Origin of the sequence: Thermoactinomyces intermedius (assembly GCF_013912365.1) — a bacterium.
Taxonomy (GTDB): Bacteria; Bacillota; Bacilli; order Thermoactinomycetales; family Thermoactinomycetaceae; genus Thermoactinomyces; species Thermoactinomyces intermedius.
Genome location: NZ_JACETT010000035.1, coordinates 70,564 through 97,322, shown reverse-complemented (window position 1 = coordinate 97,322; position 26,759 = coordinate 70,564). Strand labels below are relative to the sequence as shown.

Sequence of the window (26,759 nt, the reverse complement as noted above, 5' to 3'; positions counted from 1 at the left end):
TAATGGAAGCGGGACCAATCTTGTGCTTCGGTTATCCGTTTTGCTGCAGTCCTTTATAAACGAGCCGTTTTTCAATGACCGCGATCAACTGATACATGATGGTGGCGATGACCGCCACGATCATCAGGCTTAACATCACAAGATGCAGATTAAACACTTGAAAACCGTAAATCATCAAGTAACCGAGCCCCTGCTTGGAGACCAAAAATTCGCCGACGATGACCCCCACCCATGACAACCCGACATTGACCTTCAAGGCGGCAATCATATCGGGAATGGCGGCGGGAAAGATGATCTTCCAAAAGATCTGGCTGCGGCTGGCCCCAAACGAACGGGCCAAAAGCAGATAACTGGAGTCCACGCTTTGAAAACTGGTGTAAATGACGATGGTCGTAATGATCACGGTGATGGCGATTCCCATGGCCAGAATGGAGACGAAGCCGGAACCGAACGAAACAATGAACAGAGGGCCGAGCGACACTTTCGGCATGCTGTTTAAAACCACAAGGTAGGGATCCAATACACGGGATAAAAACGGTGAAGCCCATATAATGGTGGCAAGGATAACCCCGGACAGGGTGCCGATCAAAAAGCCGGCAATGGTTTCCATCGATGTGATGGCGATATGGGAATATAATTCCCCGGAACGGGCCAATTCGGCCGCTTGCTTCATCATGAGCGAAGGACTGCTGAATAAAAAGGAGTCAATCCAGCCGGCCCGGGCTCCCCATTCCCATGCAAAGACAAAACCGATCAGGATCACAAAGCGCAAGAACCAAACCCCGATTTGCCGGAGACGCAATCTGCGCAGGAAATCGGCATGAGAGGGGCTCTTGGCCCCTTTGGTCAACCACTTTTTCCACGAAAAAAAGCTCACGGTTGTTCCACCTCCTGCCACAATTGTTCGAACAGCCGGCGAAAAACCGGATGGCTGCGGGATTTCAGCGCAGACAAAGCGCGGATTTCTTCCGGAACGGCCATCGTTTTTTGAATGGTTCCGGGACGGCCGCCCATCACCAAGATCCGGTCGCCCACCGCCAAGGCTTCTTCAAGGTCATGGGTTACGAGGACAGACGTTTTCTTGTGTTGTTTCATGACATCCTTCAACAAGTCTTCCAAAGCAATTTTGTTTTGAATATCCAGAGCCGAAAAAGGTTCATCCAACAGCAGGATTTCCGGATTGACGGCCAATGTGCGGACCAGCGCCACCCGTTGCCGCATGCCGCCGGACAATTGGGACGGATATTGATGGGCCGTGTGTTCCAACCCCATCTGTTTGAGGAGATGAAGGGCGTATTCGACGCGCTCGGGCGTGTTTTGTTTCCGGAATTCCAAACCCAAAATCATGTTTTTGAGGACGGTGCGCCACTCCAGCAATCCGTCCTTTTGCAGCATGTAACCGGTGTATTTGGCCGCATGGGTTTTTCCCTCTTTGCCGAACAACAGAATCTGCCCCTCCGTCTGTTTGTAAATGCCGGCCAGAAGCGAGAGGATGGTGCTTTTTCCGCAACCGCTGGGACCGACTAAAACCAGGGTTTCTCCTTGTTCGACAGTGAAATTGATGTCCCGGATGGCAGTGACTTCTTCTTCCTTGCTGAAGAAGGTATGCGTCACGTTCTGAAACTGGATAGCCGGTGTGGGTTTCATGGTGTCCCTCCCCCTCCTTTGAGTTCCTCCACAATTTTTTGGCTGATGTGAGGATCAATCAGTTCCTCATAGGGAACATTTTTGGGCAATTCGCCGGCTTGGGACATAATGCCGAGGAAATGCTTGTATTCATCCGGATCGATGACGGGATTGTCTGCATAAGCGTCCTGATCTTTATATCGCTTGATCACCCGAATCAAGATGGAGCGGTCGGTATCGGGAAAATAACTTTGGATGGCGGAGGCAATTTCTTCGGGGGAATGGTTCTTCACCCAGATTTGTCCTTTGTACACGGCCCGGACAAATTTTTGGGCGATATCCGGATTTTCGCGGAGCCACTTCTCTTTCGCCAGGTAACAAGTGTAGGGGAGACGGCCGCTTTCTTTTCCAAACGATGCGACGATGTATCCTTTGCCTTCGGCTTCGATTTTGGAAGCGATGGGTTCAAACAGTTGGGCAAAATCGCCGGTTCCTGCCAAAAACGCATTTCCCAAATTTTGATAATCGACATTTTGGATGATTCGCACATCCCGATGGGGAATCAATTGATTTTTCCGTTGTACGTATTCACTGACCATTTCCGGCATGCCGCCCCGCCGTTGTCCCAAGAGTGACCGGCCTTTTAACATTTGCCAGTCGAATTGGCGGACGGGTTGGCGGGATACCAAAAATGATCCGTCGGTTTGGGTGAGTTGGGCAAAGGCTTTGATCGTATCGGAACGGGAACGGGCGGTGACGTAGATGCCGGCTTCCACGCCGACCAGAACGATGTCGGATTCCCCGGCCAGGAGGGTGGTCATGGTTTTGTCCCCGCCGTTTCCATTGACCAGTTCAACCGACAATCCTTCTTGTTCAAAAAAACCTTGGCTTAAGGCCACATACTGCGGTGCGTAAAAGATGGAATGCGTCACCTCGACCAGCCGGATGTTGGATTTATCGTCAGGGGAAGATGTGCATGCCGTTGACAAGAAGACCAGAGAAAGAACGAGCAGGAAACAAGAAAGCCGCTTGACAGACCTTCTCAAGTCGATCACCTCATTTAAATTAGGCATGGATCTATATTTCCATTATATAATAAGATTGGCAATATTTGCTCAACAGGATTTCGGCGGCTTCAAAATGTGTTCACACCCGTTTTTCCGGGGATTTACAATCGTATGTTATAATGAAGTTTGATTCATCGCAGATTTGTGCCCAGTGTCGGGAATCGAGGTGAAGAGCAACATGCATATACTGACCATTGGACTGAATCACGAGACCGCTCCGGTTGAATTGAGGGAAAGGCTTGCCTTTTCGGAAGACCGTCTGGATTATGCCTTAAGAACGTTGCGGGATATGAAAAGCATTATGGAATGCGTGATCTTGAGCACTTGCAACCGCATGGAGCTTTATGTGGTTTGTGACCAGCTCCACACCGGTGAATATTATGCCAAGACCTTTATCGAAAACTGGTTTCGTATCCCCAAAGAAGAGTTTTGTGATTACCTTTACGTGAAAAAGAACGAAGATGCCGTCCGGCATTTGTTTCATGTCGTTTGCGGCATGAATTCCCTGGTGTTGGGCGAAACCCAAATCCTGGGGCAGGTGAAACAAGCCTTTTTCACAGCGATGGAAAGCAAAACAACCGGAACGTTATTCAATACATTGTTTAAACAGGCCGTCACGTTTGGAAAACGTGTTCATTCGGAAACCGAAATCGGACAAAATGCCGTATCCGTCAGTTATGTTGCCGTGGAATTGGGCAAGAAAATGTTTGACTCCTTTGAGGATAAAACGATTCTTTTGGTCGGTGCGGGCGAAATGAGCGAATTGACGGCGAAACATTTTTATTCCAACGGGGCAAAGCGTGTACAAGTTGTCAACCGGACCTTTTCGAAAGCGGAGGAGCTGGCCGGAAAGTTTCACGGGGAAGCAAGGCCATGGGAAGATCTGGTTGCTTGCCTGAAAGAAGCGGATATCGTGGTCAGTTCCACCGGATCCAAAGAACCGGTCATGACCCGTTCCATGGTGGAACCGGTATTAAAAAGCCGCCGTTCCCCGCTATTCTTGATCGATATTGCCGTGCCCCGGGACATCGATCCGGCTATCGCCGGGCTGGAGTCCGTGTTTTTATATGACATTGATGATTTGCGAGAAATTGCTGAATCCAACATGTCCCTAAGGCAGAAAGAAGCCGAAAAAATCAAGGGCTGGATTGAGGAAGAAGTTCGGGAATTCAACACATGGCTGGATACTTTGGGCGTCGTTCCCCTGATCTCGGCGCTGAGGGAAAAAGCGCTGTCCATTCAGGAAGATGCCGTGAACAAGATCGAACGGAAGCTGCCGGAGATGACTGAGCGGGAAAAACGGGTCATTCGCAAACACACCAAGAGCATTGTCAACCAAATGATGCGTGATCCGATTGTCCGTCTGAAGGAACTGGCCACCACGCCGCAGAAAGAAGCGGCACAGGAAATGTTTGTTTACTTGTTTGCTTTGGAAGAGCTTTTAAAGCAGGAAGATGAGGAAGAAACAGCCAAAGTGGAAGTGAAAAATCCAGCGCTTGGTCATGAGGCTTGGGCCCGCATTTAAAGGAGGAAACCTTGATGTTTGCGGAGCGTTGGATTTATGATTTCATCATATATTTATATGCGTTCAGCATCTTGTTTTCTTTTGCTGATCTGTTGCACCGGAACAGGCGCTCCGAGAAAATATCCTATTTTTTCTTGGGGATCGTGTGGTTGATCCAAACGGCAGTTTTCATCCTGGCAGTTTTTGATTGGTGGCCCGTACAACTGCCGTTTTGGATTGATGCTTTTTTTATTTACTCATGGATTTTGGTCAGTTTTACACTGGTCATGCATCTGGTCTATCGTATGCCGGTTTATTATTTTCTGGCCAATCTGATGGGGTTTGTCGTTTTGGTGTTGAACCTGTTTTTTGTGCGTCATCCATCCGCAGCCTTTGAACATTTGTTGTTGACGGAACTGGTTTTCATTCATGTGACCATCGCGATGATGGCCTATGCCGCTTTTTCGCTGGCTTGCATCAGCGGGGGGCTTTATTTGGTCAGCAATCATTTGTTGAAAGAGAAAAAGTGGAATCGTTTGTTGCGCATCTTGCCCAGCTTGGACCGGCTGGAGTCCTTTTCCGTTTGGTCGGTTGTCGCCGGTGCCGTTTTCTTGCTAATTTCCGTGTTATTAGGTATCATTTATGGTTACCAAACGGTTGGCAACCGGCTTTGGTTGGATCCGAAATTGTGGGGAACGTTTTGGGTAATGATTTTGTACGGCTGGATTATCTGGCAATGGGCGCGCACACGGTTGACCGGCCGGCGCCTGGCTTGGTGGAGTTCGCTTTCTTTTTTATCCATCTTGCTGAATTATTTCATTACCCAAGCAGGTGTTTCCTTTCATCAATGGTTCTGAGACCGGAAGGAGCACGACAAAGATGAGGCAACCCTATGCCATGATGATTGATCTGAGAGGAAAGCCCTGTTTGGTGGTGGGGGGAGGAAAGGTGGCCGGGCGCAAAGTGAAGACGCTGATCGATGCCGGAGCTTATGTCAAAGTGGTGAGTCCGGCGGTCACACCCATGATCAAATATTGGGCGCTTTCCAGAACAGTGGAATGGTTCGCCCGGCCTTACCAAAAAGAAGATGGTGCGGGCCAATTTTTGGTGGTTGCCGCCACCGATGATCCCGATGTCAACCGGACCGTTTATTGCCATGCGGTGATGCGGGATCAATGGATTAACGTCGTTGATCAGCCCGGGCTTTGCAATTTTACGATCCCTTCGGTCGTGACACGGGGGAGACTGCAAATTGCCATTTCCACCCAAGGGGCAAGCCCGTCCGTGGCCAAGAAAATCCGCCGCGAACTGGAAGACATCTATGGCGAGGAATATGAGCTGTATTTGGATCTGGTGCATGAGATGCGGCAGAAAATTCAAGCCCGGGTCACGGAAAAACGGCTCCGGTACCGGCTGTACAAAGAATTGGCATCGGACCGGTGGATTGAAGCTTGCCGCCGAAACCCGGACGGGGTTCGCCGTGAAATGGCTGAATGGTTGGAAAACATGATGTTAAACGGAGCGAAGGAGAAAGGAGGGTCTGTGGCATGCGGACGCTTGTGGCAGGAACAAGACGAAGTGAGTTGGCACTTACCCAAACCCATTGGGTGATCGAACGCTTGAAGGAATTGGAACCGGGATTGGATATCCGGGTGGAAAAAATTGTGACCAAAGGCGATCGCATTTTAAATGTCACCTTGTCCAAAGTGGGCGGCAAAGGATTGTTTGTCAAAGAAATTGAACAAGCTTTGTTGGATGGGAAAATTGATTTTGCCGTGCACAGCATGAAAGATATGCCTTCTGAAATGCCCCCCGGATTGGTGATCGGGGCGGTTCCGGTGAGGGAAACACCGACGGATGCCCTGTTATCCATCGACGGAAAAACATTGGACGAACTCCCGTCCGGAGCGGTGGTGGGAACCAGCAGTTTGAGGCGCCAGGCGCAAATCTTGGCTTATCGTCCGGATTTGAAAGTGAAACCGGTGCGGGGCAATTTGGAAACGCGAATCCGCAAGATGCAGGAAGGCCAGTTTGATGCCATTATTTTGGCGACATCCGGATTGAAAAGGATGGACTGGGAAAACAAAATTTGCCAGGAGCTAACCGCGGATGTCATGCTGCCGGCAGTCGGGCAAGGGGCTTTGGCTGTCCAGTGCCGTGCGGATGATGAAGAGCTTTTGGCTGTTTTACAGCGGTTGAATCATGAGGAAACGAAAAAAGCCGTTTCTGCCGAACGGTCTTTTTTGCATGCTTTTCAAGGCGGATGCCATTTGCCGATTGCAGCTCATGCCACCTTGGAGCAAGATGAGATTCATTTGACCGGCCTCGTTGCCGATCCCGGGGGACAAGCCGTGATCAAAAAAGGCATCCGCGGGAACGATCCCGAAAAGATTGGAAAAGATTTGGCGGCATGCTTAAAAGAAGAAGGGGCCGGCCGGCTGTTGGAAACCGTGCGGGAGGGACTTAAGATATGACCGGTACGGTTTATCTGGTTGGTGCGGGCCCCTGGGATCCGGGCTTGATCACCGTCAAGGGATTAAAGGCGCTGAAAAAAGCCGATGTGATCATTTATGACCGGTTGGCCAATCCCCAGCTTTTGAATCATGCCAAGGAGAATGCCGAACGGATTTATGTGGGAAAATCATCCGACCATCATACACACACGCAGGAAGAGATCAATGATCTGCTGGTTGAAAAGGCCAAACAAGGATTGACGGTGGTCCGGCTGAAAGGCGGGGATCCTTTTGTTTTCGGACGCGGCGGGGAAGAGGCCGAACGTTGCATGGAAGAAGGTATTCCTTTTGAAGTGATCCCCGGCATCACCTCTGCCATTGCCGTTCCGGCTTATGCAGGGATTCCGGTCACCCACCGGGATATGAATGCATCGTTTTCGGTGGTCACCGGGTATGAACGGAAAGAAAAAAATGAACCCTCCGTTTCTTTTGCTTCCTTGGCCCGGGCAACCGAAACCCAGGTGTTTTTGATGGGAGTCAAAAACCTTCCCTATATCGTCGAACAGTTGAGAAAACACGGGAGAGCCGGCGATACGCCGGTGGCTTTGGTCCGTTGGGGAACCAAAATGGAACAGGAAACCTTGGTCGGCACGCTCGAGGATATTGTTGAAAAGGCGGAAGAACGAAATTTCCGCCCGCCGGCGGTGATTGTTGTCGGGGAAGTGGTCCGTCTGCGTGAAAAGCTGGCATGGTTTGAACAGAAACCATTGTTTGGCAAACGGATTTTGGTCACCCGGGCACGGGAGCAAAGCCAAAGCTTGTCGGAGAAGATTCATGAATTGGGAGGAGAATCGCTGGAGTTTCCGGTGATCAAAATCACCCGCCCGAAACGCCAGGCCTTTCTTGATCAATCCCTCCGCCGCCTTCATGAATATGACTGGATTGTTTTCACCAGTGTCAACGGGGTGAAATTTTTCTTTTCACGATTGCGCGAGTTAAAGATCGATATCCGGCAAATGGCCAAAGCGAAGATCGCCGCCATCGGCCCGAAAACGGCCGAAGCCCTGTGGGAAAAAGGGTTGCTCGTCGACGTGATTCCCGAAGAATACCAAGCGGAAGGGTTGATTGAAAGCCTTCGCCACCATGTCAAAGCGGGAGATAAAATCTTATTGCCCCGCGCCAACATTGCCCGCAAAATTTTAGCGGTCAAGCTGGCTGAGATGGGTTGTGAAGTGACCGACGCTGATGCCTACGACACGGAGACAGAAACTGGAAATGCGGGTGAAATTGTTCAGGGGTTACGGGAAGGAACGATTCATGTGATAACTTTCACAAGTTCCTCCACGGTCCGGAACTTTGTCCGGTCCCTGCAAACGGTGGAAGCGGATGTCACCTCATTGCTAAAAGGGGTGCAAATTGTCTGCATCGGCCCGATTACGGCTCAAACGGCCAAGGAATCGGGATTGAAAGTGAACAGCATTGCCAAAGAGTACACCATTGAAGGATTGGTGGAAGCATTGAAGCAGTTGCCGTAAGGTTTTTAGAAGGAGGATGAAATCAGTGGCTTCATTTATTCGTCATCGCCGCTTACGCATGAATGAAAACATCCGGTCTCTGGTGAGAGAAACACATTTGCATATCGATGATTTGATTTATCCGTTTTTTGTGATTGAAGGAACGGGGATCAAACAGGAAGTTCCCTCCATGCCGGGCGTTTATCAATATTCTTTGGACCGTCTTCACGAGGAAATGGATGAAGTGGTGAAACTTGGAATCCGTTCGGTTTTGGTATTTGGCATTCCGGCACATAAAGATGAATGCGGATCTCAAGCCGATGATGCGCACGGAATTGTCCAGGAAGCGATCCGGTATCTGAAAAAAGAATATCCCTCCCTGTATGTGATTGCCGATACCTGCTTATGTGAATATACCTCCCACGGCCACTGCGGTGTGGTGGAAAACGGGCAGGTGTTAAACGATCCGTCCTTGGAACGGTTGGTTTCCACGGCCGTTTCGCAAGCCGAGGCGGGAGCGGATATGATTGCCCCATCCAATATGATGGACGGGTTTGTTTACGCCATTCGCGAAGGACTGGACAAAGCCGGGTTTGAAAATGTCCCGATCATGTCCTATGCCGTCAAGTATGCTTCCAGCTACTACGGACCGTTCCGTGATGCGGCACAATCGGCTCCGGAATTTGGCGACCGGCGTTCTTACCAAATGGATCCGGCCAATGTCCGGGAAGCCATGCGTGAAGCCGCATCCGATGTGGCAGAAGGCGCCGATGTGCTCATTGTAAAACCTGGATTGGCTTATTTGGATGTGTTGCAACGGGTTCGCGAACGTTTTGATTTGCCGGTGGTGGCTTATAATGTGAGCGGGGAGTATTCCATGGTCAAAGCGGCGGCCATCAACGGCTGGATCAATGAAAAAGAAGTGGTGATGGAAAGCATGCTGGCATTTAAACGTGCCGGAGCGGATTTGATCATCACTTATCATGCCAAGGATTTGGCCCGTTGGCTGAAAGAATGATTTTTCGCATGCCGGTTTCAACCAGCCGGGCCCTTCCGGCCGGTTGATTTGCCGGATGCGGGTTTTGCGTTACAATACAGACAGCGCGTTTACATATCGCTCAAGAACATGAAAAAAGGTGGGTCCGTTATGCGTCTTTCTTTTGAACGATCCGTTGCCGATTACCAGGAAGCGGTGAAAGTGATCCCAGGCGGTGTCAACAGCCCGGTTCGTGCTTTTAAATCGGTCGGTCTGAACCCGGTTTTTATTGAACAAGGGCAAGGTTCCGTGGTGACGGATGTCGACGGGAACCGGTACATCGACTATATCTGTTCCTGGGGGCCGCTCATCTTGGGACATGCCCATCCCGATGTGGTCCGGAAAGTGAAAGAAACGGCAGAAAAAGGAACCAGTTTCGGGGCGCCGACGGAACTGGAAACGAAAATGGCCAAGATGGTTACCGAGCGCATGCCTTCCGTGGATATCGTGCGCATGGTCAATTCCGGAACCGAAGCCACGATGAGCGCCATCCGTTTGGCACGCGCTTATACCCAAAGGACGAAAATCTTGAAGTTTGAAGGAAGTTATCACGGGCATTCGGACAGCTTGTTGATTAAAGCGGGTTCCGGGGTGGCCACGCTCGGTCTTCCGGACAGCCCCGGCGTTCCGATGGATTTGGCCCAATCGACGTTAACCGTTCCGTACAATGATTTGGACAGTGTCCGGCTGGCTTTTGAGAAATTTGGCGAAGAGATCGCCGCGGTGATTGTCGAACCGGTTGCGGGCAATATGGGTGTGGTTCCGCCTCAGCCCGGCTTTTTGGAAGGAATCCGGGAGATCACCGGACAATATGGAACCATCCTGATTTTTGACGAAGTGATGACCGGTTTCCGTGTGGATTATTATTCCGCCCAAGGACGTTACAACGTCATGCCCGATCTGACCACCATGGGGAAAGTGATTGGCGGCGGCTTGCCGGTGGGGGCTTTCGGCGGCAAACGCGAGATCATGGAGATGATTGCTCCGGTCGGCCCGGTTTACCAAGCCGGCACGTTATCCGGAAACCCGTTGGCCATGGCAGCCGGTACGGCCACCTTGGAAGCCATGACCCCGCAAGCTTATGAGGAGCTGGAGAAGAAAGGGGCCATGCTGGAAGAAGGAATGAAACAAAATGCCGAAGAAGCCGGTGTGCCGCATCATATCAACCGCGTCGGTTCCATGGTATGTCTCTTCTTTACCGATGAAAAAGTGACCAGCTATGAACAGGCCAAATCGTCCGATACCGGTTTGTTTGCTTCCTACTACAAAAACATGCTGGAGGAAGGGATTTTGTTGCCGCCTTCCCAATTCGAGGGCATGTTTGTCTCGGTGGCCCACAGTGAATCGGACATTGAGCGCACCATCGAAGCAAACCGGCGTGCACTGAAAAAATTGTCCAAATGAATATGAGAAAGCATGAAACCGTTAAGAGACGGCATCCGTAAGGATTGCCGTCTCTTTTTCTGTTTTTTCAACCTCCTGTCCAAAAGAACCGGTTATAACTGGAAAGGAATTGCATATAGTTTACTAATATCCCAAACGACGGGCACTGTGATGTCGTTTGGTGAAGAAAATCCTCAAAAGGAGGGAATCAAATGGAAAATCAGTTCACTCAGCTTCGTTTCGACATTTTGGAGAAGGTGCGTTTACATCCGCAACAACCGGGAATCGATACCCTCCTGGAACTGGACTTATATCCGGATGTAGAGATAAAAGACGAGGGTCAACATTTAAAAATCCAAGGTTATTTGCGTTTGAACGGCGTTTATGTAGGGGAAGAACAAACCGCTGAAGGAGAAAGCGGGGCCTTACATAACGGGGGCGTGGGGGAAGAAACCAATGAGCTGGCTTATGTGATTCCGGTGGAAATCACACTTCCTGCCGACAGGGCAGAGCAGTCCCGGATTTCCGCGGAAGTGGAGACGTTTGATTATGAAGTCCTGTCTCCATTTGAGTTGAAGATTGAAGCGATTTTAATGATTGACGGTTTGCTCCCCGAAAGCAGCAGTGAGGAAGAAGAGCAAAGCGGGGAAAATGTGCAAAAATATCCGGTTTTCTCCGGATCGACAGCTCAACCTTTAACCATTTCCGGGGAAGACGGGAACAAGGAGGCGGCTGAGAAAGAAGAGGATCCTTCGGAGGCTGTTGCACAGCGGCAAGCACAGGAACAAGCACAGGAAGAAAAACCGGTCCGTGAAACCGGCGAAAGAAAGGCTGCGGATGAAAGCGAAGAGAAAGCCGGGGAAAAAGTGAAGGCGGCCGAAGAAGTTTCAAAACCGGCTTTGCACGAGACGGCGCAATCGGAAAAAGAACCGGAGGAAAAAGAAAGCAAAGAGGTTGTACAGGAAATCAAATTGTCACCCAAAGATTTCTGGTATGAAAGGCAAAAATCCAAGCAAATGGATTTGAAACCGGAGGAAGATTTGATCCTGCCAGAAACAGCGGAAGAGGAGCCCCCCGTCCAAGAGACGGCGGAGGTGCCGAAACAGGAAGATGGCGCACCTGAACCGGTCCTTGCCGAAGAGGAAGACGCTGTGGAAGACTCTGCCGCCGGAGAAGAAAAGGATGAATCCGGTGAAGCCCGGAGCAAGGCCGAATGGATCCGCTGGTTGGTTCACGGAAAGGAAGAAAATTTTGTTCCGATCAAAATGGTAATCGTGCAAGAAAATGAGACCATTGACCAGGTGGCTGGCAAGTATGAGGTGTCTGCCGATGAGATTGTGAATAAAAACCGGTTGAAAACCGACCGGCTGGAACCCGGACAAATCTTGCAAGTTCCCGCAAAACCAGCCGAATCGCACGAAAATGGGGAAGCTTAGTGACGGAATTCATTTACAGTGCCAATGAAAAAATTCCAAACCGGTTTTTCCGGTATTCGTTTGGAGTGGGGAGAGGAGGATGTGGATTGGATTTCACCCGTTATGATGAATGGAAAATGGTTTGTGACCAATACGGTTGGCAACCGGTCCGGGTGGAAGGAGACGGGCGGGTCTTCAAAGTGACATTGCCGGACCGGGAATTGGGGCTGAAAAGATCGGGGGCCTCTTATGAAAAATTGATGCTGCTTCACCGGATTTTGGAAAAAATGAACCATCAGGGGTTTGTGCACACGTTGCCTTGGGAGTTGACCCCGGAAGGTGAGCCCGTTGTACGCACCCGTACAAGCTGTTGGTATGCGGTGCCGTGGAAAGAAAAAGGGGCGGGCGAAGTATCCGCACGGGATGTGGTCATGGGATTGGCGCATATGCATCGCTTTTCGGAGCCGGTCTTGAAAGATTATCCGGAATTGGCGGGAAAAACGGACGAACGGTTGATCGGCAAGTGGGAGGAGAAACGGCAGGATTTGAAGAGTTACCAGGAACAAATCCGCGCACGGGAATTTCCGTCTCCCTTTGATCAGTCGGCAGAGCAAATCTTTAAACAGCTGGACCAATCGCTCTCGTTTGCGATCCGGGGCATGAAGCGCTATCTGGAATCGGAAGATGGTGCTCCCCCGCGTTACGCCCTTTGCCACATCCGCATTCACCCGGGCAACATTGTCGCGGATCAGGAAAACTTTTATTTTATCGATTTTGACCATGCCGGGGTGGATTCGCCGGTACGTGACCTGGCGCTGGCGGTGGAACGCCTGAGCGATCCGTCCGATCCGAAAAATTCGCCTTCGGCACTGATTCAGGCCTATGAAGAGATTTGCCCCCTCCGGTCCAAGGAAAAAAAGCTGCTCGGATTATATTTGTCCTATCCGGAACGGCTGTTAAAGACTCTCCGGATTTATTATCAGGATCCCAAGCTTTTAAATGATGAGCCCGAAGCGGTTTCGCGCCTGGAACAAGAGATGGCCCGGTATGAAAAAACCAAGGCATTGGTACGCCGGTTGTGGATGAACAGAAAAAAAGGAAAGACGAATAAAGAAAAACGCAGATAAACGAAGAATAAATCCGGGATCTCCCGGTTTTTTGTTTTTTGTCACTATTCAATCGCTCTTTTGATGATAAACTTATTATCAGTCATTTGCATCTCATGGAAGACCGATTTAAGATACAATCGTTTAAAAGCGAAGGAATTTGTTTCGGATGCTGGACAGAAACGTACAAAATGTGGAGAATAGGAATATGTTACAAAGAAAAGACTTCGGATGCTGACAGGAAGGGGTTTATTCACTTGAGAGCAGTTAAAACGATCGTGAAAAAAACTTACAAAGGTGTGTTGTTCTTAACTTTTCTCAGTATCCTGTTGTTGTGCACGGTGTTGCTTCTGGCTTTTTTGGCGGATCCTCAGGCGATGTATGAATTTATTAAACAAACGTTTGGCGTCCGTTCATAAAAGGGAATCATCGATGCGTCTTGTTGAAACGGCGGTATCGCCGTTTTTTATTCAAATGGGGTATAGTTTGACGCAAAGTTGGAAACCGTGTAATATAATAGTCAATATCAGATGTGAATGGAAAATGCGAAGACGGAGAAGAGTAGACGGATTAAAGCAGTCAGAGAGAGAAACCCTTGGCTGAAAGGTTTCTTCTGCATTTAACCGTCGAACGTCGCTCCTGAGCAGGTGTCTGAAAGGTTTTTGAAACCGTGTAAGATAACCCGGTCCCAGCCGTTATCTGGTCAGAGTGCACTAATTTTTTAATTAGTGAATAAAGGTGGTACCGCGAAAAGAACTTTCGTCCTTTGCCGGCGAAGGTTTTTTTTATTTTCGGAAGAAAGGTGAGCAGGAGGTTAGAAAGAATGTCGACGATGCCAAAAACGTATGACCCGAAACAGGCGGAAGCCAAATGGTATGATTATTGGATGAAAGGTGGGTATTTTCAAGCGGGAAATGACCCGGATAAAGAGCCGTTCACCATTGTGATCCCGCCGCCAAACGTTACGGGAAATCTGCACATCGGCCATGCTTTGAACAACACGTTACAAGACATTTTGATCCGTTTTAAACGGATGCAGGGGTATGATGCCTTGTGGCTGCCGGGGATGGATCACGCGGGAATTGCCACCCAATCCCGTGTGGAAGCGAAACTCCGGGAAGAAGGAGTCAGCCGCCATGATCTGGGGCGGGAAAAGTTTTTGGGCGTTGTATGGCAGTGGAAGGATGAGTATTCCAAAAACATCGCCAATCAATGGCGGAAAATGGGATTGTCGCTGGATTACAGCCGGGAGCGCTTTACGCTGGATGAAGGGCTTTCGGAAGCGGTTAAAGAAGTGTTTGTCAAGCTGTACGAAAAAGGCCTGATTTACCGCGGGGAATACATTATCAACTGGGATCCGGTTGCCAGGACGGCCCTGTCGGACATTGAAGTGATTCACAAAGAGGTGCAAGGCGCCTTGTATCACATCCGGTACCCGCTGGCAGACGGTTCCGGATCGGTGCAAGTGGCCACCACCCGGCCGGAAACGATGCTCGGGGACACGGCATTGGCGGTTCACCCGGATGATGAGCGCTATCAACACTTGATCGGCAAAGAAGTGATCCTGCCGCTTACCGGACGCAAAATTCCGGTGATTGCCGATGAATATGTGGATCAGGAATTTGGAACCGGGGTTGTCAAAATCACACCGGCTCATGACCCGAATGACTTTGAAGTGGGCAATCGCCACCAACTGCCGCGGATTTTGGTGATGGATGAATCCGGGAAAATGAACGAAAATGCCGGCAAGTACCAAGGTATGGACCGGTTTGACTGCCGCAAACAAGTCGTCAAAGATCTGGAGAATGAAGGATACCTGGTCCGGGTGGAAGAACATGTGCATTCGGTCGGGCACAGCGAACGTTCGGACGCGGTGGTGGAACCGTATCTTTCCACCCAATGGTTTGTGGCCATGAAGCCGCTTGCAGAGCGGGCGATTCAGGCCCAGAAAAAAGGAGAAGGCGTCCGTTTTGTTCCGGAACGTTTTGAAAAGATCTATTTCAACTGGATCGAAAATGTGCGGGATTGGTGCATTTCGCGGCAACTGTGGTGGGGACACCGGATTCCGGCATGGTACTGCGGCCAATGTGATGAGATGACGGTGGCCCGTGAGGAACCGAAGACTTGCCCGCATTGCGGAAGCGATCAGTTAAAGCAGGATGAAGACGTCCTGGATACTTGGTTCAGTTCCGGACTCTGGCCGTTTTCCACATTGGGTTGGCCGGAAGAAACCGCGGACTTAAAACGGTACTATCCGACGGATGTTTTATTGACGGGATATGATATCATTTACTTCTGGGTTGCCCGCATGATCTTTTTGGCACTGGAATTCACCGATGACATTCCGTTTAAAAATGTCCTGTTCACCGGCTTGGTCCGGGATGCGGAAGGCCGGAAAATGTCCAAGTCGCTCGGAAACGGGATCGATCCGATGGAAGTGATCGACCAATACGGTGCCGATGCCATGCGGTACATGTTGTCGACCGGTTGCACCCCGGGAAATGATCAGCGTTTCCGCTTTGAACGCGTGGAAGCGGCAAGAAACTTTGCGAACAAAATCTGGAATGCTTCCCGTTTCGCCCTGATGCACTTGGAGGGAGTCGAAAAAGAAGATCTTTCCTTGGCAGGACCCTTTTCAACGGCCGACCAGTGGATCCTGCATCGCCTGAACGAAACGGTCCGGGATGTGACCAGGCTCTTGAACCGCTTTGATTTCGGAGAAGCGGGACGGGTGCTGTACAACTTCATTTGGGATGAGTTTTGCGATTGGTATATCGAGTTTGCCAAACTTCCTCTTTACGGTGAAGATGAAGAAGCGAAAAAAGTCACCCGGTCCGTGTTGGTTCATGTCCTGGACCAATCCCTCCGGTTGTTGCACCCCATGATGCCGTTTATCACGGAAGAAATCTGGCAGCATTTGCCGGTGAAAGGGGAAAGCATCATGATCGCCCCGTGGCCGGTGGAAGATGAACGGTTCGAATCCCCACAAGCGGTCCGGCAGATGCGGGTGTTGATTGAAATCATCCGGTCGGTGCGCAATATCCGGGCGGAAATGGATGTTCCGGCCAAACGTCAAATCGAGCTTTTGATCCGTCCGGACGGTGACATGGAAGAAACCATCCGGAACCACGAATCGGCGATTAAAAAATTGTGCGGTGTCGACCGGTTAACCATTGATTCCGGTCTCAAACGGCCGCAAAAATCCATGGCGGATGTGGTGACCGGAGCCGAGATTTTCTTGCCGCTTGCCGGAATGGTGGACGTGGAACAAACCATTGCCCGTCTGAAAGCCGAATTGAAAAAATTAAATGCCGAAGTGGAAAGAGTGGAGAAAAAACTGGCAAACCCCGGCTTTGTTTCCAAAGCACCCGCCGAAGTGGTCGAGAAAGAACGGAAAAAGGGTGAAGAGTACAAAGAAAAACGGGAGAAAGTGCTCGCCCGTTTGAAGGAAATGGAAGGATGACAAGGGGGGAGGGCTCTCCCCTCCCCGTTTCATATTGACGGATGGCCGGATAACAGGCAAAATGGACAAAGTGAATGTATTCTTATTAATTAAAAAAGTTTTGGAAAGAAGCTGAGGGAGAATGACTCAATTCGAAACAGCTCAAGAAGTATTCGCTTGGATGGAACAAACATGTGCCAAAACCATTCAACCGGGACTGGAACGCATGGAATGGATGCTGGAGCGGTTGGATCATCCTGAACGAAGGTTAAAATTCATTCATATTGCAGGAACCAACGGGAAAGGTTCAACCGCTGCCATGATTGCATCCGTATTAAAAGAAGCCGGTTTTTCGGTGGGGATGTTTGTTTCCCCTTACGTTCTTTCCTGGCATGAACGAATTCAATTCGACGGACAACCGATGGATGAATCTTCTTTTGTCCGCTGGGTTAATGAATTAAAGCCGCTGATCGAAAAAATGGCGGAAGAAGGGCCGGGGGCCCCATCTCATTTTGAATTTTGGACTTTGGTCTCATTATGTTATTTTGCGAAAGAAGCCTGCCCGTGGTTTGTGGTGTGGGAAACCGGGATGGGAGGTCGTTTTGACTCCACCAATGTGGTTTACCCGTTGGTATCCGTGATCACCGAAATCGGTTATGACCACCAAAAGTGGCTTGGCAAAACGTTGGAAGAGATCGCAACGGAAAAGGCGGGGATCATCAAACCCGGAGTGCCGGTGATTTGCGGCAGCAAAAAAGAAGAAGCGCTGTCCGTCATCAAACGGGTTGCCAAAGACAAACACTCCCGATTATATATGTATAATGAAGATTTTTCTGCCACCGCACACCATCAGGATCTGGATGAGCAAAGATTCACGTTTGAAAATGTGTATCGCAAGTTGGAAAATCTTTCGCTCCCGCTGGCCGGGGATCATCAGTTGCAAAATGCGGCAACGGCATTGATGACGTTGGAAATTTTGCGCCAAAATTATGCAACGGTCATCGAGCCGGAGCACTATCTCAACGGATTGAAAAAAACAGCATGGCCGGGCCGGTTGGAAAAAGCGGGTGACCGGCCGCACATTCGACTGGACGGCGCTCACAATACAGAGGGGATCAAGGCGTTGGTTCAAACCATAAAAAAATATGGATCCCGTTATCGCCGAATCGGTTTTATGATTGCCATGATGAAAGACAAACCGGTCAGGGAAATGTTGGAGCACCTTGCGCAAACGGCTGATTTTGTTGTGACAACCTCGCTTGAGGAACATGCCCGTTCCCTTGGGGCGGAGGAATTGGCCCACATGTTGAAAGAAATCAATCCGGATTTAAACGTGGTGCCCGTCCAAGGAGAACAAGACGCACTTCACGTATTCCAAAACCAATTGAATGATGATGATTTAGGCATTGTGGCCGGATCGCTGTATTTGGTTTCTGCAGTGCGGCCGTTATTGATGAACCATGGGGGAAGACAGGGACTTACATGAAGGTTGGTGATTTCACGATGAATAGTCAAAAAAGGGTTCACTTTGTAGGAATTGGCGGATATGGCATGAGTGCCATTGCACGGGTTCTTTTGGACTTGGGTTATCAGGTGTCCGGTTCGGATGTGGCTGAAAATGCATTGGTGAAAAACCTGATGGAGCGCGGAGCCAAGGTTTCGATCGGACACTCGGCGGAGCATATCGACGGGGCGGACATCGTTGTCTATTCTTCCAGCATTTCTCCGGACAATGTGGAACGGGTGGCGGCCAAAGAACAAGGGATTGAAGTGCTTCACCGTTCTCAAATGTTGGCCCGCCTTTTGAATGACAAAAAAGGGATCGCGGTTGCAGGGGCTCATGGAAAAACAACCACTTCCTCCATGGTTGCCCAGACGCTGGAATTGTGCGGAGTGGATCCGACCTATATCATCGGTGGAGAGATTGTCGCCCTGAAAGGAAATGCCAAAGCCGGCCAGAGCGATTATGTCGTCGCTGAAGCGGACGAGAGCGACGGATCGTTCCTGGAGTATTATCCGCATCTGGCTGTCGTGACCAATATTGAAGCAGATCATCTTGAAAATTATGGCGGCGATTTTGAAAACTTGAAAAAAGCGTACCGTTCCTTCCTCAATCAGGTAAGGCCCGACGGTGCGGCAGTGCTGTTTTGGGACGATGAATATGTCCGGGAAATGGCGGATGATGTAAACGGCCGCATCATCACGTATGCCATTGACCGCGATGCGGATTACCGGGCCATAAACATCCGCGAAAATTTGCGTCAGATTCAATTTACCGTTGTGCGCGGGGAAGAGGTGTTGGGGGATGTGCTGTTAAACATCCCGGGGCGCCACAATGTGGCCAATGCCTTGGCGGCCGTCATTGTCTGCCTGGAAGTCGGGGTGCCGTTTGAGCAGATTGTGAAAGCGTTGTTCCGTTTTCAGGGAGCCAAACGCCGCTTCCAGGTGATTGGCGAAGAACAAGACATCTTGATTGTGGACGATTATGCCCATCATCCGACGGAAATCCAAGCTACATTAAAAGGGGCAAAGGCGCTCGGCCGCCGGATGGTTGTCGTCTTCCAGCCGCAGCGGTATTCACGCACGCATTTATTGATGAATGAATTCAGCCAGGCTTTTTACGATGCGGATGAAGTGATCATCAATACCATTTACGCACCGCCCGGCGAGCAACCGATTCCCGGCGTCACCGCCGAGCGTTTGGCCGAACTGATCAAGCAAAACAGCAATGCCAATACCCGGTTTTTGGCCACCAAAGAAGAAGTGGTTGAATATCTGGCTCAACATGTACAGCCCAACGATTTGGTGATGACCATGGGGGCCGGCGACATTTGGCGGGTGGCTCACATGCTGAAAGAAGAATTGCAAAAAGAACGGGTGAATGAGTAAAAAATGATTGCGGAGTCGGAAAAGAGCCGGTATTTCACCGGCTCTTTTTCTGCAGGAAGGATTTATGCTATGCTTTGCATGAGAAAGGAGGAGAGACCGGTGAAGTCAGGAAAATGGCTTGCGCTGATTTTGATCGGCATGTTGGCCGTTTTGGCCGGATGCGGTGCCGCCGACCAGCCGGCAGAAGAAACCCAAACCGGACAAAGTGCCGTATCCGATAATGATGTGTCCGATCTGAATTGGAGGGTTCCTTCATTTACATATACCAATCAAAACAACGAAACCGTGGGATTGGATGATTTGAAGGGAAAAGTTTGGCTGGCCGACTTTATCTTCACGCGCTGTCCCAATGTTTGTCCGCCGATGACGGCAAATATGTCCAAAGTTCAAGAAGCTCTGAAACAAGCCGGGGTGAAAGCGGAAATCGTATCGTTCACGGTGGACCCTGAACATGATCAACCGGAACAGTTGAGGGTGTTTGCCGAAAAGCACCATGCTGATTTAAATTCATGGCACTTTTTGACTGGTTATTCCCTGGAGGAGATTCAAAAGTTGACTCAAGAGGCTTTTAAGGGGTCCATCTCTCAACAGGAAGGGCCGTCCCCGGATGTTCCGCTGTTGGTCAATCACCCGACACAATTTTATCTGATCGACCAAAACGGGAAAGTCGTGAAATTTTATGACGGATTGAAGCCGGATGCCGGGCAAATCGTTCAGGATGTTAAAAACTTGCAAAAATAAAAGGCTTGAGAACCATCTCAAGCCTTTTTTTAACGGGAATTGATGAGATGTTCCCCCCGGCGTGGCAAATAAAGCAAACTGAGCGCCGTGCTGATCAAGGCACCGGTGATGACCAACCACAAGCATTCCAGGGTTGACAATGCATCAACGATCCGGGCGAATAACGCGATCCATACGGTTTGGATTCCCAGGTTGATCCATCCGATGAACGTCAACCCTTTAGCCCATTGAGCGGCTGAGAGGGGATATAACCGGCGGATGCCCGGGTATTGTTTCGGATCGGCCAATTGCGGCAATTGCTTGATGAACATCCAAGCACAGGCGACACAGACGCCGGCGCTCACCCATCGGTTTGGAAAGATCCCGATCAAGATCATGGCCCAGATGAGCAGTCGGATTTGAATGGAAAACAGTTCGCTTTTCCGGATAAAGGTGCGCCAATACAAATATGAAGATGCTTGTTGCCGGGACCACCGGGGAAGAAACCGGATCAGCCATGCCCGTTTCTTGACGGGGGTCTTGAGCCGCGGCATGTCCACAAACAAGCCGGCCAGCGAATGATAACGGGCCAATGTGTTTGCTTCCGATTTCTGCATCAACCGCCAGGGATAGGGACAGGCAGGAGCTTTTCGGTAAACGGCAATGGCTGAAAGCAGAAGGCCGATGAGCAAGACCGACGCCCAGATTCCCTGCTGATGCAAGAAAGCATAAGCGGCCCCTCCGTTGAACAGAAAGCGGATCCCGGTTACCAGACGCACTTGCTGCACGGGGAGCAAAATGGTTAACCGCATTTGCCACCATTCGGCGAAGATGTTTACCACTTGGATGACGGCAAAAAAGACATAGGAGACAAAAAAGAATCCATGGCTTTTCCAAACCGCGAGAAAAACCGGATAGAGCAACAGGGTGAAAATGGCCAGGTGAATCAGATGAATGGCGGTGCTGTAGATCAAGCTGGCCCGAAAATACGGTTTCATCCGGGTTTCCAGCGGCAGAAGAAAAACGGAATCAGCCGGCTGGATCCATGTGCGGATCCGGCTGGATGTCAAGAGCAAGGCATAAGGAAGAGTTAACAAAAGTTCAATCGGAAAATCAGGGGGCAGCCAGATCAGGAATTGCTCGTAAGCAAAATACAGGGCAATGAATAAGATTCCCAGAAAAAGGGGCGTCCCCCCGCTACTGGCCACCATCCGGATTGAGCGCATGGCAGCCAGCCAGGAATTTTTCATTCGGTCATAAAAAAGTTTGCCGGTATTCATGATCGCTTCCCTTCTATCGCCAACATAAACAGTTCATCCAATGCCTTGTTCCGGGTTCCCGCCTGCCGGTTCATCTCGGACAGGGTGCCGGAGAAGCGCACTTCGCCTTCATGAAGCAATACAAAGCGCTCACAAAATTTTTCGGCCGTTTCCAAAATGTGTGTGGACATTAAAATGCCCATCCCCTCTTTTTTTCTTTCTTCCAATAATTGGAGCAAAGAACGGATGGCCAGCGGATCCAACCCGACAAAGGGTTCATCGATGATCAAAAAGCGGGGGCGGACCAGGAAAGCGCACAAGATCATGATTTTTTGCTGCATGCCTTTGGAAAAAGTGTCCGGAAACCAGTTTTTCACTTTGTTCATCCGGAAACGTTCCAGCAAGGCCCCTGCGCGCTGTTGGAACTCCTCCCGGGACAATTGATAAGCACTGGCTGTCAGTTCCAGGTGCTCCCATAAAGTGAGTTCTTCATAAAATTGCGGGGTTTCCGGGATGTAAGCGAGTTGGGACCGGAACGATTCCGGATTTTCTGACAACGTATACCCGTTGATGGTGACGGTGCCGGAAAAAGGGGTGACAAGGCCCAAGATATTTTTGATGGTGGTGCTTTTTCCGGCGCCGTTCAACCCGATGAGGCCCACCATTTCACCGGGTTTCACCGAAAAACTGACATTTTTGATGACCGGATGTTGACGGGCATATCCACCGGTAAGTTGATTGACTGAAAGCATAAAATACTCCTTTATGTAGTGAAAAATGGATATGGTTTACCATTAGTTTGCGTGAAAAAAGAAAGGATTGCAAGCAGGGAAAAGATCCGCGGATGGAAAGGAAAATTCAAAACAAAGTAGAATTGGTAAAAATTGTCGGGATTTCTGCGGGAGGAGGGAAGCGGGTGCTGTTGGAGGAAGCCGTTCATCTTGCTTTGAAAGAAGGCGCGACCGATTTGCATTACATTGAGGGGGAGCATCCTTGTATGCGGGTGAACGGGGAAGTCTTGGTATGGTATGCCGGCCGGGGAATAAGAGAAGAGATTGAAAAGTGCATGCCATCCGGGACGGATCCGGTGAGGGAGTCGGATTTCACATGGCATTCAGGCCATCACCGGGCGAGGATTCATTGTTATCAAAAACAAGAGCGTCTGGCGCTGGCCATCCGCTTTTTGCCGGATCGCATTCCGACTCCGAAAGAGCTTCATCTTCCCCCGGTGCTGTATCAAAAAGTGATGTATCAAACCGGTTTGTTGCTGGTCACGGGCCCGACCGGAAGCGGAAAAACGACAACGCTGGCTTCGTTGATTCAGGAATTGAATCATACGGAAGCTTTACATATCCTGACGTTGGAAGATCCGATCGAGTATTTCCATGCGTCAAAAAAGTCGCTGGTCATCCAACGGGAAATCGGGAAAGACACCGAAAGTTATGTAAGTGGTATGTTGTCCGCTTTGCGGCAAGGACCGGATGTGATCATGGTCGGGGAGTTAAGGGACGTTGAAAGCATCATGGCCGCCCTTCACCTTGCCGAAACGGGGAAACGGGTCATGGCCACTTTTCATGCCGGGAATGTGGAAAAGGCGATTTACCGGATCATTGACAGTTTTCCCGCGGATCGGCAAAAATGGGTGCGGTCGCAATTGGCGGCTTCGCTGTCGGCGGTGGTGGCCCAAAAGATGGCCGGGCCAATCGGCAGGCGTATGCGGCCGGTTTTTGAAGTTTTGCTGAACCATCGTTCCGTTGCCCATCTGATTCGAAATGGCGAGATCCACCAGCTTCCTTCCGTGATGCAGGCTCATCAGGCTTCAGGCATGCAGACCATGGAAATGGAATTGAGAAAACTGCAGGAGGAAGGAATCGGTGCCATTGAATGAATATGGATTATGGATGGCGGCGGGAATAAGCGGCTTGGTTGCTTATTGGATCCCCGGACTGGCTTATTGGATCGGATCGGGCAAATGCGGGGAGCCGGTACACTGTTCATTTCGTTTGAAACCGTTGTCCCGGGTTTTCTTCGCCATTTTCGCCGCCGGCTTGTCATGGACGGTTCAGTGGAAGCTGGGAACCGGTTGGGAAAGTTGGATGGCGACGGTGTTGGTTTGGTTGTTATTGGTGATTGCACTGACCGACATCTGTTTTTTTCTGATCCCCGATGTGGTCACATACAGCGGCTTTTTCCTCTTTATGTCGTGGCGTTTCTTTGTGGATGCCGCCAACATGCCCGTTTACCTGGCCGGAGGATTTTTCATCACGTCGGGGTTGTCTCTGGTCAGCTGGATCAGCCGCGGGCTGGGTTGGGGGGATGTCAAGCTGGTCGCCATGGCATCCTGGGTGGTGGAATGGCCGCAGCTTTTGCTGTCCATCTGGTTTGCCACGCTGAGTTCCATGCTTCATGTGGCCGGGCGTCTCCGGTCCCGGGGGAGGGCGGCCGTCCGTGAACCGCTTCCGTTCGGTCCTCATTTGGCCGCAGGCATGTTTCTTTCCTTATTGTGCGGGGATGTGCTCCGCGATTGGTACGGGGAGCAGTTTTTGCAATTTTTCCTGCCCTGTTTTGGTTCTATCGTTCCTATGAATTCATAAACTATATTAACAGGATGATAGAGAGGGGGCAGTCAATCCATGGAGAAACTGAGAAAAACTCAAGTGCAAGTGCATAAAACCGGATTAAAGGTAAGGCTTCAAACCAGACCGGTTGCTGCAAAGCCGAAGCATGACTGTTCCGTCACAACGGAAACCAAACCGCTGTACAAACCGAAAACGGAAACGCAAAAGCCATCGTGGGAACCATGGCTGAAAATGAAAAATTTGACGACAGGAAGTGTGTGGCCGTGGGAAAAGGCAAAGAATGAAAAACGGGTGATTCAGTGGGCTTCCCCGAACAATCCGTTTCGTCATAAAAGAACCGGGAAAAAAAAGCGGAACAACCCAGCTTGGCAAATGATATGTTCGGCCGGGGCCGCGTTGGTGATCGGCACCATCATGGGACTTTCCGTCTTGAATTTGTTTTTTAATGAAAATGCCACGTTTTCCAACCGTACCATTGATTCTCATCTCAATCCGCCGCCGGATGCGGGGGAAAAAGAAACGCCGCTACCGGAACCAACCGACCGTTCCCAGGCTCTTCCCCCGCTTCAGACCGTGATGTTGCAGGCGGGAAGTTATGAAGAAAAAGCAGGAGCGGAAAAAGCGATGAATCAATTCCGGGTGAAAGGGTTGGCCGCCGTGATGTCGGAACAAGCTCCGTACCGGATTTATCTGGGGATGGCACCTGACCGGGACCTGGCCCTGAAATTGTCGGCAATTTATCAGAAGCAGGATGTCTCCGTTTATTTGAAGGAAGTCCGTTTACAGGGAGAAGCGGCATTGGATCCGGAAGTGAACCAAGCGCTTCTGGATCCATTGAAACAAGGAAACCGCCTGGTGCAACAACTGAGCAGCCTGTCAGCCGGCGCCATCCGGGGAACGGCACAGCAGGAAACACCTCTCAAGGTACCGGGGGATTTATCTGAACAATTCCAAAACTTTGTCGTCCAAATGCAAGCGGTGAAAGGAAAACTTCCGGGTGACGCCGGGGAATCGGCGGACCGGATGATCCAAGCGTTGGACCAGGCCGTGCAAAGCGGGTTGGCTGCACAAAAAAATCCCGGCCAGGCGCTCCTGTGGCAAATGCAAGAGGGGTTGATCCGGTACACCGTGGGTTACGAGAAATTGATCCAATCCTTAAAAGAACAATGAAATTTTTGAGTCGGATGTCACCAAGGGCGTTTGGAATCTTGTTGAAGAGCTTGCCATCTGATAAACTAAAAAATGATATATGAATTGACGGCACCCCGCGAAAGCGGGTGCTTTTTTCCTTGATAAGACAATATGTAAATTTTTGGAAATTGATTATAACCGTTGGTTGGTTTTGGTTTTCAGGCAGGTGTTGGTGGATGGATATGAAACGCGAAATTGTTTTGGCTTCCGGATCTCCTCGCAGAAGAGAATTGCTTGCACGTTTTGGAGTTCCGTTTCGTGTTCAAACAAGCCGCATTGATGAAACGAGGGATTTGCCCGATTTGCCGGAAAAAGTTGTGGAAGAACTGGCAAGGCGCAAAGGGAAGGCAGTTGCCGCCGGATGCCGGAATGCTTTGGTCATCGGAGCGGATACGGTGGTTGTGTTTGATGGAACCATTTTGGGAAAGCCGAAAGATGAACAGGATGCCGTTTCCATGCTGAGGATGTTGTCAGGAAAAGAGCATCAGGTTTATTCCGGGCTTTCTTTGATCACCGTTGATCAGGGGAAAATCACGAGAGAGGATGTATCGCACCGGATGACGCGCGTTTGGATGCGACCGCTTTCCGATGAGAAAATCGAATGGTATGTGAACACGAAAGAGCCTTTAGATAAAGCTGGAGCTTACGGAATCCAAGGGTTGGGAGCTTGTTTGGTGGACCGGATTGAAGGATGCTATTTTAATGTGGTCGGCATGTCTTTGTCCCTCTTGGATGAAATGCTGACCGAAACCGGTTATACCCTTGCACAGGATTAACGTCGGAGATTCACCTCTGCTGACCTTTGACAACCTGGTTTAATCCTCCGGAAGGAAGGAGTGGAGTGGCCGGCAGAGGAGGATGGATGATGAAGGAACCGAAAAATTCATTGCCGATGTTAAAAGATGTTCCGGAGGAAGAAAGACCCCGTGAGCGGATGTTGCGCTTCGGGCCGGAGAAGTTGTCCAATGCGGAGTTGTTGGCACTTTTGCTCCGGACGGGAAGCACGGGAGAATCGGTCATGGTGCTGGCGCAACGCGTGTTGAGCAAAACGGGGGGTTTGAAAGCCCTCACGCAAATCTCACTCCAAGAATTGATGCAAATTCATGGCATCGGCCCTGCCAAAGCCGTACAAATCATGGCAGGGGTTGAACTCGGGCAACGGATTTCAAGATTGCTGCCCGAGGAACGGTATGCCATTCATTCCCCGCAAGATGCTGCCCGCTATGTCATGGAAGAGCTTCGTTTTCTGAAACAGGAGCATTTCGTTTGCCTTTTTTTAAACACCAAGTATCAAGTCATCGGAAAACAATGCATTTTTAAAGGGAGTTTAAACGCCTCTGTTGTTCATCCCCGGGAGATCTTCCATGAAGCGATCCGTTTCAGTGCTGCGGCAATCGTTTGCGTACATAATCATCCCAGCGGGGACCCGACCCCCAGCCCGGAAGACCTCGAAGTGACGGAGAGGTTGGTGGAAGCCGGGAAATTATTGGGGATTGAAATTCTGGATCACCTGATTATCGGGGATCAACTGTATATGAGCATGCGTGAGCACGGCATGATTCCGGAGGAATGACC

General features: G+C 50.3%; 24 protein-coding genes and 1 other annotated feature. Of the genes, 19 read left to right on the top strand and 5 right to left on the bottom strand.

Annotated features, from left to right (window positions below; translation table 11 throughout):
- Positions 1-31: 31 nt before the first annotated feature.
- The 3 genes from H1R82_RS08935 to H1R82_RS08925 are packed head-to-tail and all read right to left on the bottom strand — an operon-like array spanning position 32 to position 2,672.
- Entirely contained in the window at positions 32-877 is an 846-nt protein-coding gene (locus H1R82_RS08935; protein WP_309544810.1) for an ABC transporter permease, read from the bottom strand.
- A complete protein-coding gene (locus tag H1R82_RS08930) occupies positions 874-1,647 on the bottom strand; it encodes an ABC transporter ATP-binding protein (protein WP_181731793.1) in 774 nt (257 codons plus the stop codon). The genes H1R82_RS08935 and H1R82_RS08930 overlap by 4 nt, the downstream gene beginning before the upstream one ends.
- Positions 1,644-2,672 (bottom strand): ABC transporter substrate-binding protein, encoded by a 1,029-nt coding sequence (locus H1R82_RS08925; RefSeq protein ID WP_244954660.1) that lies wholly within the window; start codon positions 2,670-2,672, stop codon positions 1,644-1,646. The genes H1R82_RS08930 and H1R82_RS08925 overlap by 4 nt, the downstream gene beginning before the upstream one ends.
- Before the next feature lie 199 nt (positions 2,673-2,871).
- Between H1R82_RS08925 and hemA the strand changes: the two genes are divergently transcribed.
- From hemA to H1R82_RS08855, 14 genes are all read left to right on the top strand, one after another.
- Positions 2,872-4,218 carry a glutamyl-tRNA reductase gene (gene hemA, locus H1R82_RS08920; protein WP_181731791.1) on the top strand — a complete coding sequence of 449 codons (1,347 nt, stop codon included), beginning with the start codon at positions 2,872-2,874 and terminating at the stop codon, positions 4,216-4,218.
- A gap of 14 nt (positions 4,219-4,232) precedes the next feature.
- Complete coding sequence (locus tag H1R82_RS08915) at positions 4,233-5,054, top strand: cytochrome C assembly family protein (RefSeq protein WP_181731790.1); 822 nt, start codon at positions 4,233-4,235, stop codon at positions 5,052-5,054.
- 22 nt (positions 5,055-5,076) lie between these two features.
- Positions 5,077-5,808 (top strand): precorrin-2 dehydrogenase/sirohydrochlorin ferrochelatase family protein, encoded by a 732-nt coding sequence (locus H1R82_RS08910; protein WP_181731789.1) that lies wholly within the window; start codon positions 5,077-5,079, stop codon positions 5,806-5,808.
- A complete protein-coding gene (gene hemC / locus H1R82_RS08905) occupies positions 5,745-6,671 on the top strand; it encodes a hydroxymethylbilane synthase (RefSeq protein WP_181731788.1) in 927 nt (308 codons plus the stop codon). Before H1R82_RS08910 ends, hemC begins: the two co-directional genes overlap by 64 nt.
- Positions 6,668-8,185 carry a uroporphyrinogen-III C-methyltransferase gene (gene cobA, locus H1R82_RS08900; protein WP_181731787.1) on the top strand — a complete coding sequence of 506 codons (1,518 nt, stop codon included), beginning with the start codon at positions 6,668-6,670 and terminating at the stop codon, positions 8,183-8,185. The genes hemC and cobA overlap by 4 nt, the downstream gene beginning before the upstream one ends.
- A gap of 25 nt (positions 8,186-8,210) precedes the next feature.
- Positions 8,211-9,182: a porphobilinogen synthase gene (gene hemB / locus H1R82_RS08895; RefSeq protein ID WP_370527057.1), complete on the top strand. Its 972-nt coding sequence runs from the start codon at positions 8,211-8,213 to the stop codon at positions 9,180-9,182.
- 129 nt (positions 9,183-9,311) lie between these two features.
- On the top strand, positions 9,312-10,604 hold the full coding sequence (gene hemL / locus H1R82_RS08890; protein ID WP_181731785.1) for a glutamate-1-semialdehyde 2,1-aminomutase: 1,293 nt from the start codon (positions 9,312-9,314) through the stop codon (positions 10,602-10,604).
- Between the two features lie 191 nt (positions 10,605-10,795).
- Entirely contained in the window at positions 10,796-12,019 is a 1,224-nt protein-coding gene (locus H1R82_RS08885; protein WP_181731784.1) for a LysM peptidoglycan-binding domain-containing protein, read from the top strand.
- Positions 12,019-13,125, top strand: coding sequence for a phosphotransferase (locus tag H1R82_RS08880; protein ID WP_181731783.1), 1,107 nt, complete (start codon positions 12,019-12,021; stop codon positions 13,123-13,125). The genes H1R82_RS08885 and H1R82_RS08880 overlap by 1 nt, the downstream gene beginning before the upstream one ends.
- Positions 13,126-13,361: 236 nt before the next feature.
- Entirely contained in the window at positions 13,362-13,523 is a 162-nt protein-coding gene (locus H1R82_RS08875) for a hypothetical protein (RefSeq protein WP_181731782.1), read from the top strand.
- A 120-nt stretch (positions 13,524-13,643) separates the two neighbouring features.
- Positions 13,644-13,874 (top strand) — a binding site (T-box leader).
- Between the two features lie 53 nt (positions 13,875-13,927).
- Positions 13,928-16,567 (top strand): valine--tRNA ligase, encoded by a 2,640-nt coding sequence (locus H1R82_RS08870; RefSeq protein WP_181731781.1) that lies wholly within the window; start codon positions 13,928-13,930, stop codon positions 16,565-16,567.
- Positions 16,568-16,727: 160 nt separating this feature from the next.
- The gene (locus H1R82_RS08865; protein ID WP_181731780.1) at positions 16,728-18,032 is read left to right on the top strand and encodes a bifunctional folylpolyglutamate synthase/dihydrofolate synthase; all 1,305 of its coding nucleotides are present in this window, start codon (positions 16,728-16,730) and stop codon (positions 18,030-18,032) included.
- Positions 18,033-18,049: 17 nt separating this feature from the next.
- Complete coding sequence (gene murC / locus H1R82_RS08860) at positions 18,050-19,435, top strand: UDP-N-acetylmuramate--L-alanine ligase (protein ID WP_181731779.1); 1,386 nt, start codon at positions 18,050-18,052, stop codon at positions 19,433-19,435.
- Positions 19,436-19,534: 99 nt separating this feature from the next.
- Positions 19,535-20,176, top strand: a complete 642-nt coding sequence (locus tag H1R82_RS08855; protein WP_181731778.1) for an SCO family protein — start codon at positions 19,535-19,537, stop codon at positions 20,174-20,176.
- 29 nt (positions 20,177-20,205) lie between these two features.
- On the opposite strand, the gene H1R82_RS08850 is transcribed toward H1R82_RS08855, so the two are convergent.
- Positions 20,206-21,435 (bottom strand): ABC transporter permease, encoded by a 1,230-nt coding sequence (locus H1R82_RS08850; RefSeq protein WP_181731777.1) that lies wholly within the window; start codon positions 21,433-21,435, stop codon positions 20,206-20,208.
- Positions 21,432-22,166, bottom strand: coding sequence for an ABC transporter ATP-binding protein (locus tag H1R82_RS08845; RefSeq protein ID WP_181731776.1), 735 nt, complete (start codon positions 22,164-22,166; stop codon positions 21,432-21,434). Before H1R82_RS08845 ends, H1R82_RS08850 begins: the two co-directional genes overlap by 4 nt.
- Positions 22,167-22,258: 92 nt before the next feature.
- Between H1R82_RS08845 and H1R82_RS08840 the strand changes: the two genes are divergently transcribed.
- The 5 genes from H1R82_RS08840 (at position 22,259) to radC (ending at position 26,757) form a co-directional block, all read left to right on the top strand.
- Complete coding sequence (locus H1R82_RS08840; protein ID WP_181731775.1) at positions 22,259-23,302, top strand: type IV pilus twitching motility protein PilT; 1,044 nt, start codon at positions 22,259-22,261, stop codon at positions 23,300-23,302.
- Positions 23,289-24,008: a prepilin peptidase gene (locus H1R82_RS08835; RefSeq protein ID WP_181731774.1), complete on the top strand. Its 720-nt coding sequence runs from the start codon at positions 23,289-23,291 to the stop codon at positions 24,006-24,008. The genes H1R82_RS08840 and H1R82_RS08835 overlap by 14 nt, the downstream gene beginning before the upstream one ends.
- Positions 24,009-24,047: 39 nt before the next feature.
- Complete coding sequence (locus H1R82_RS08830; RefSeq protein WP_181731773.1) at positions 24,048-25,163, top strand: SPOR domain-containing protein; 1,116 nt, start codon at positions 24,048-24,050, stop codon at positions 25,161-25,163.
- 197 nt (positions 25,164-25,360) lie between these two features.
- Positions 25,361-25,960 (top strand): Maf family protein, encoded by a 600-nt coding sequence (locus tag H1R82_RS08825; RefSeq protein ID WP_181731772.1) that lies wholly within the window; start codon positions 25,361-25,363, stop codon positions 25,958-25,960.
- Between the two features lie 89 nt (positions 25,961-26,049).
- Positions 26,050-26,757: a RadC family protein gene (radC, locus tag H1R82_RS08820; protein ID WP_269747550.1), complete on the top strand. Its 708-nt coding sequence runs from the start codon at positions 26,050-26,052 to the stop codon at positions 26,755-26,757.
- The last annotated feature ends 2 nt before the right edge of the window (positions 26,758-26,759 follow it).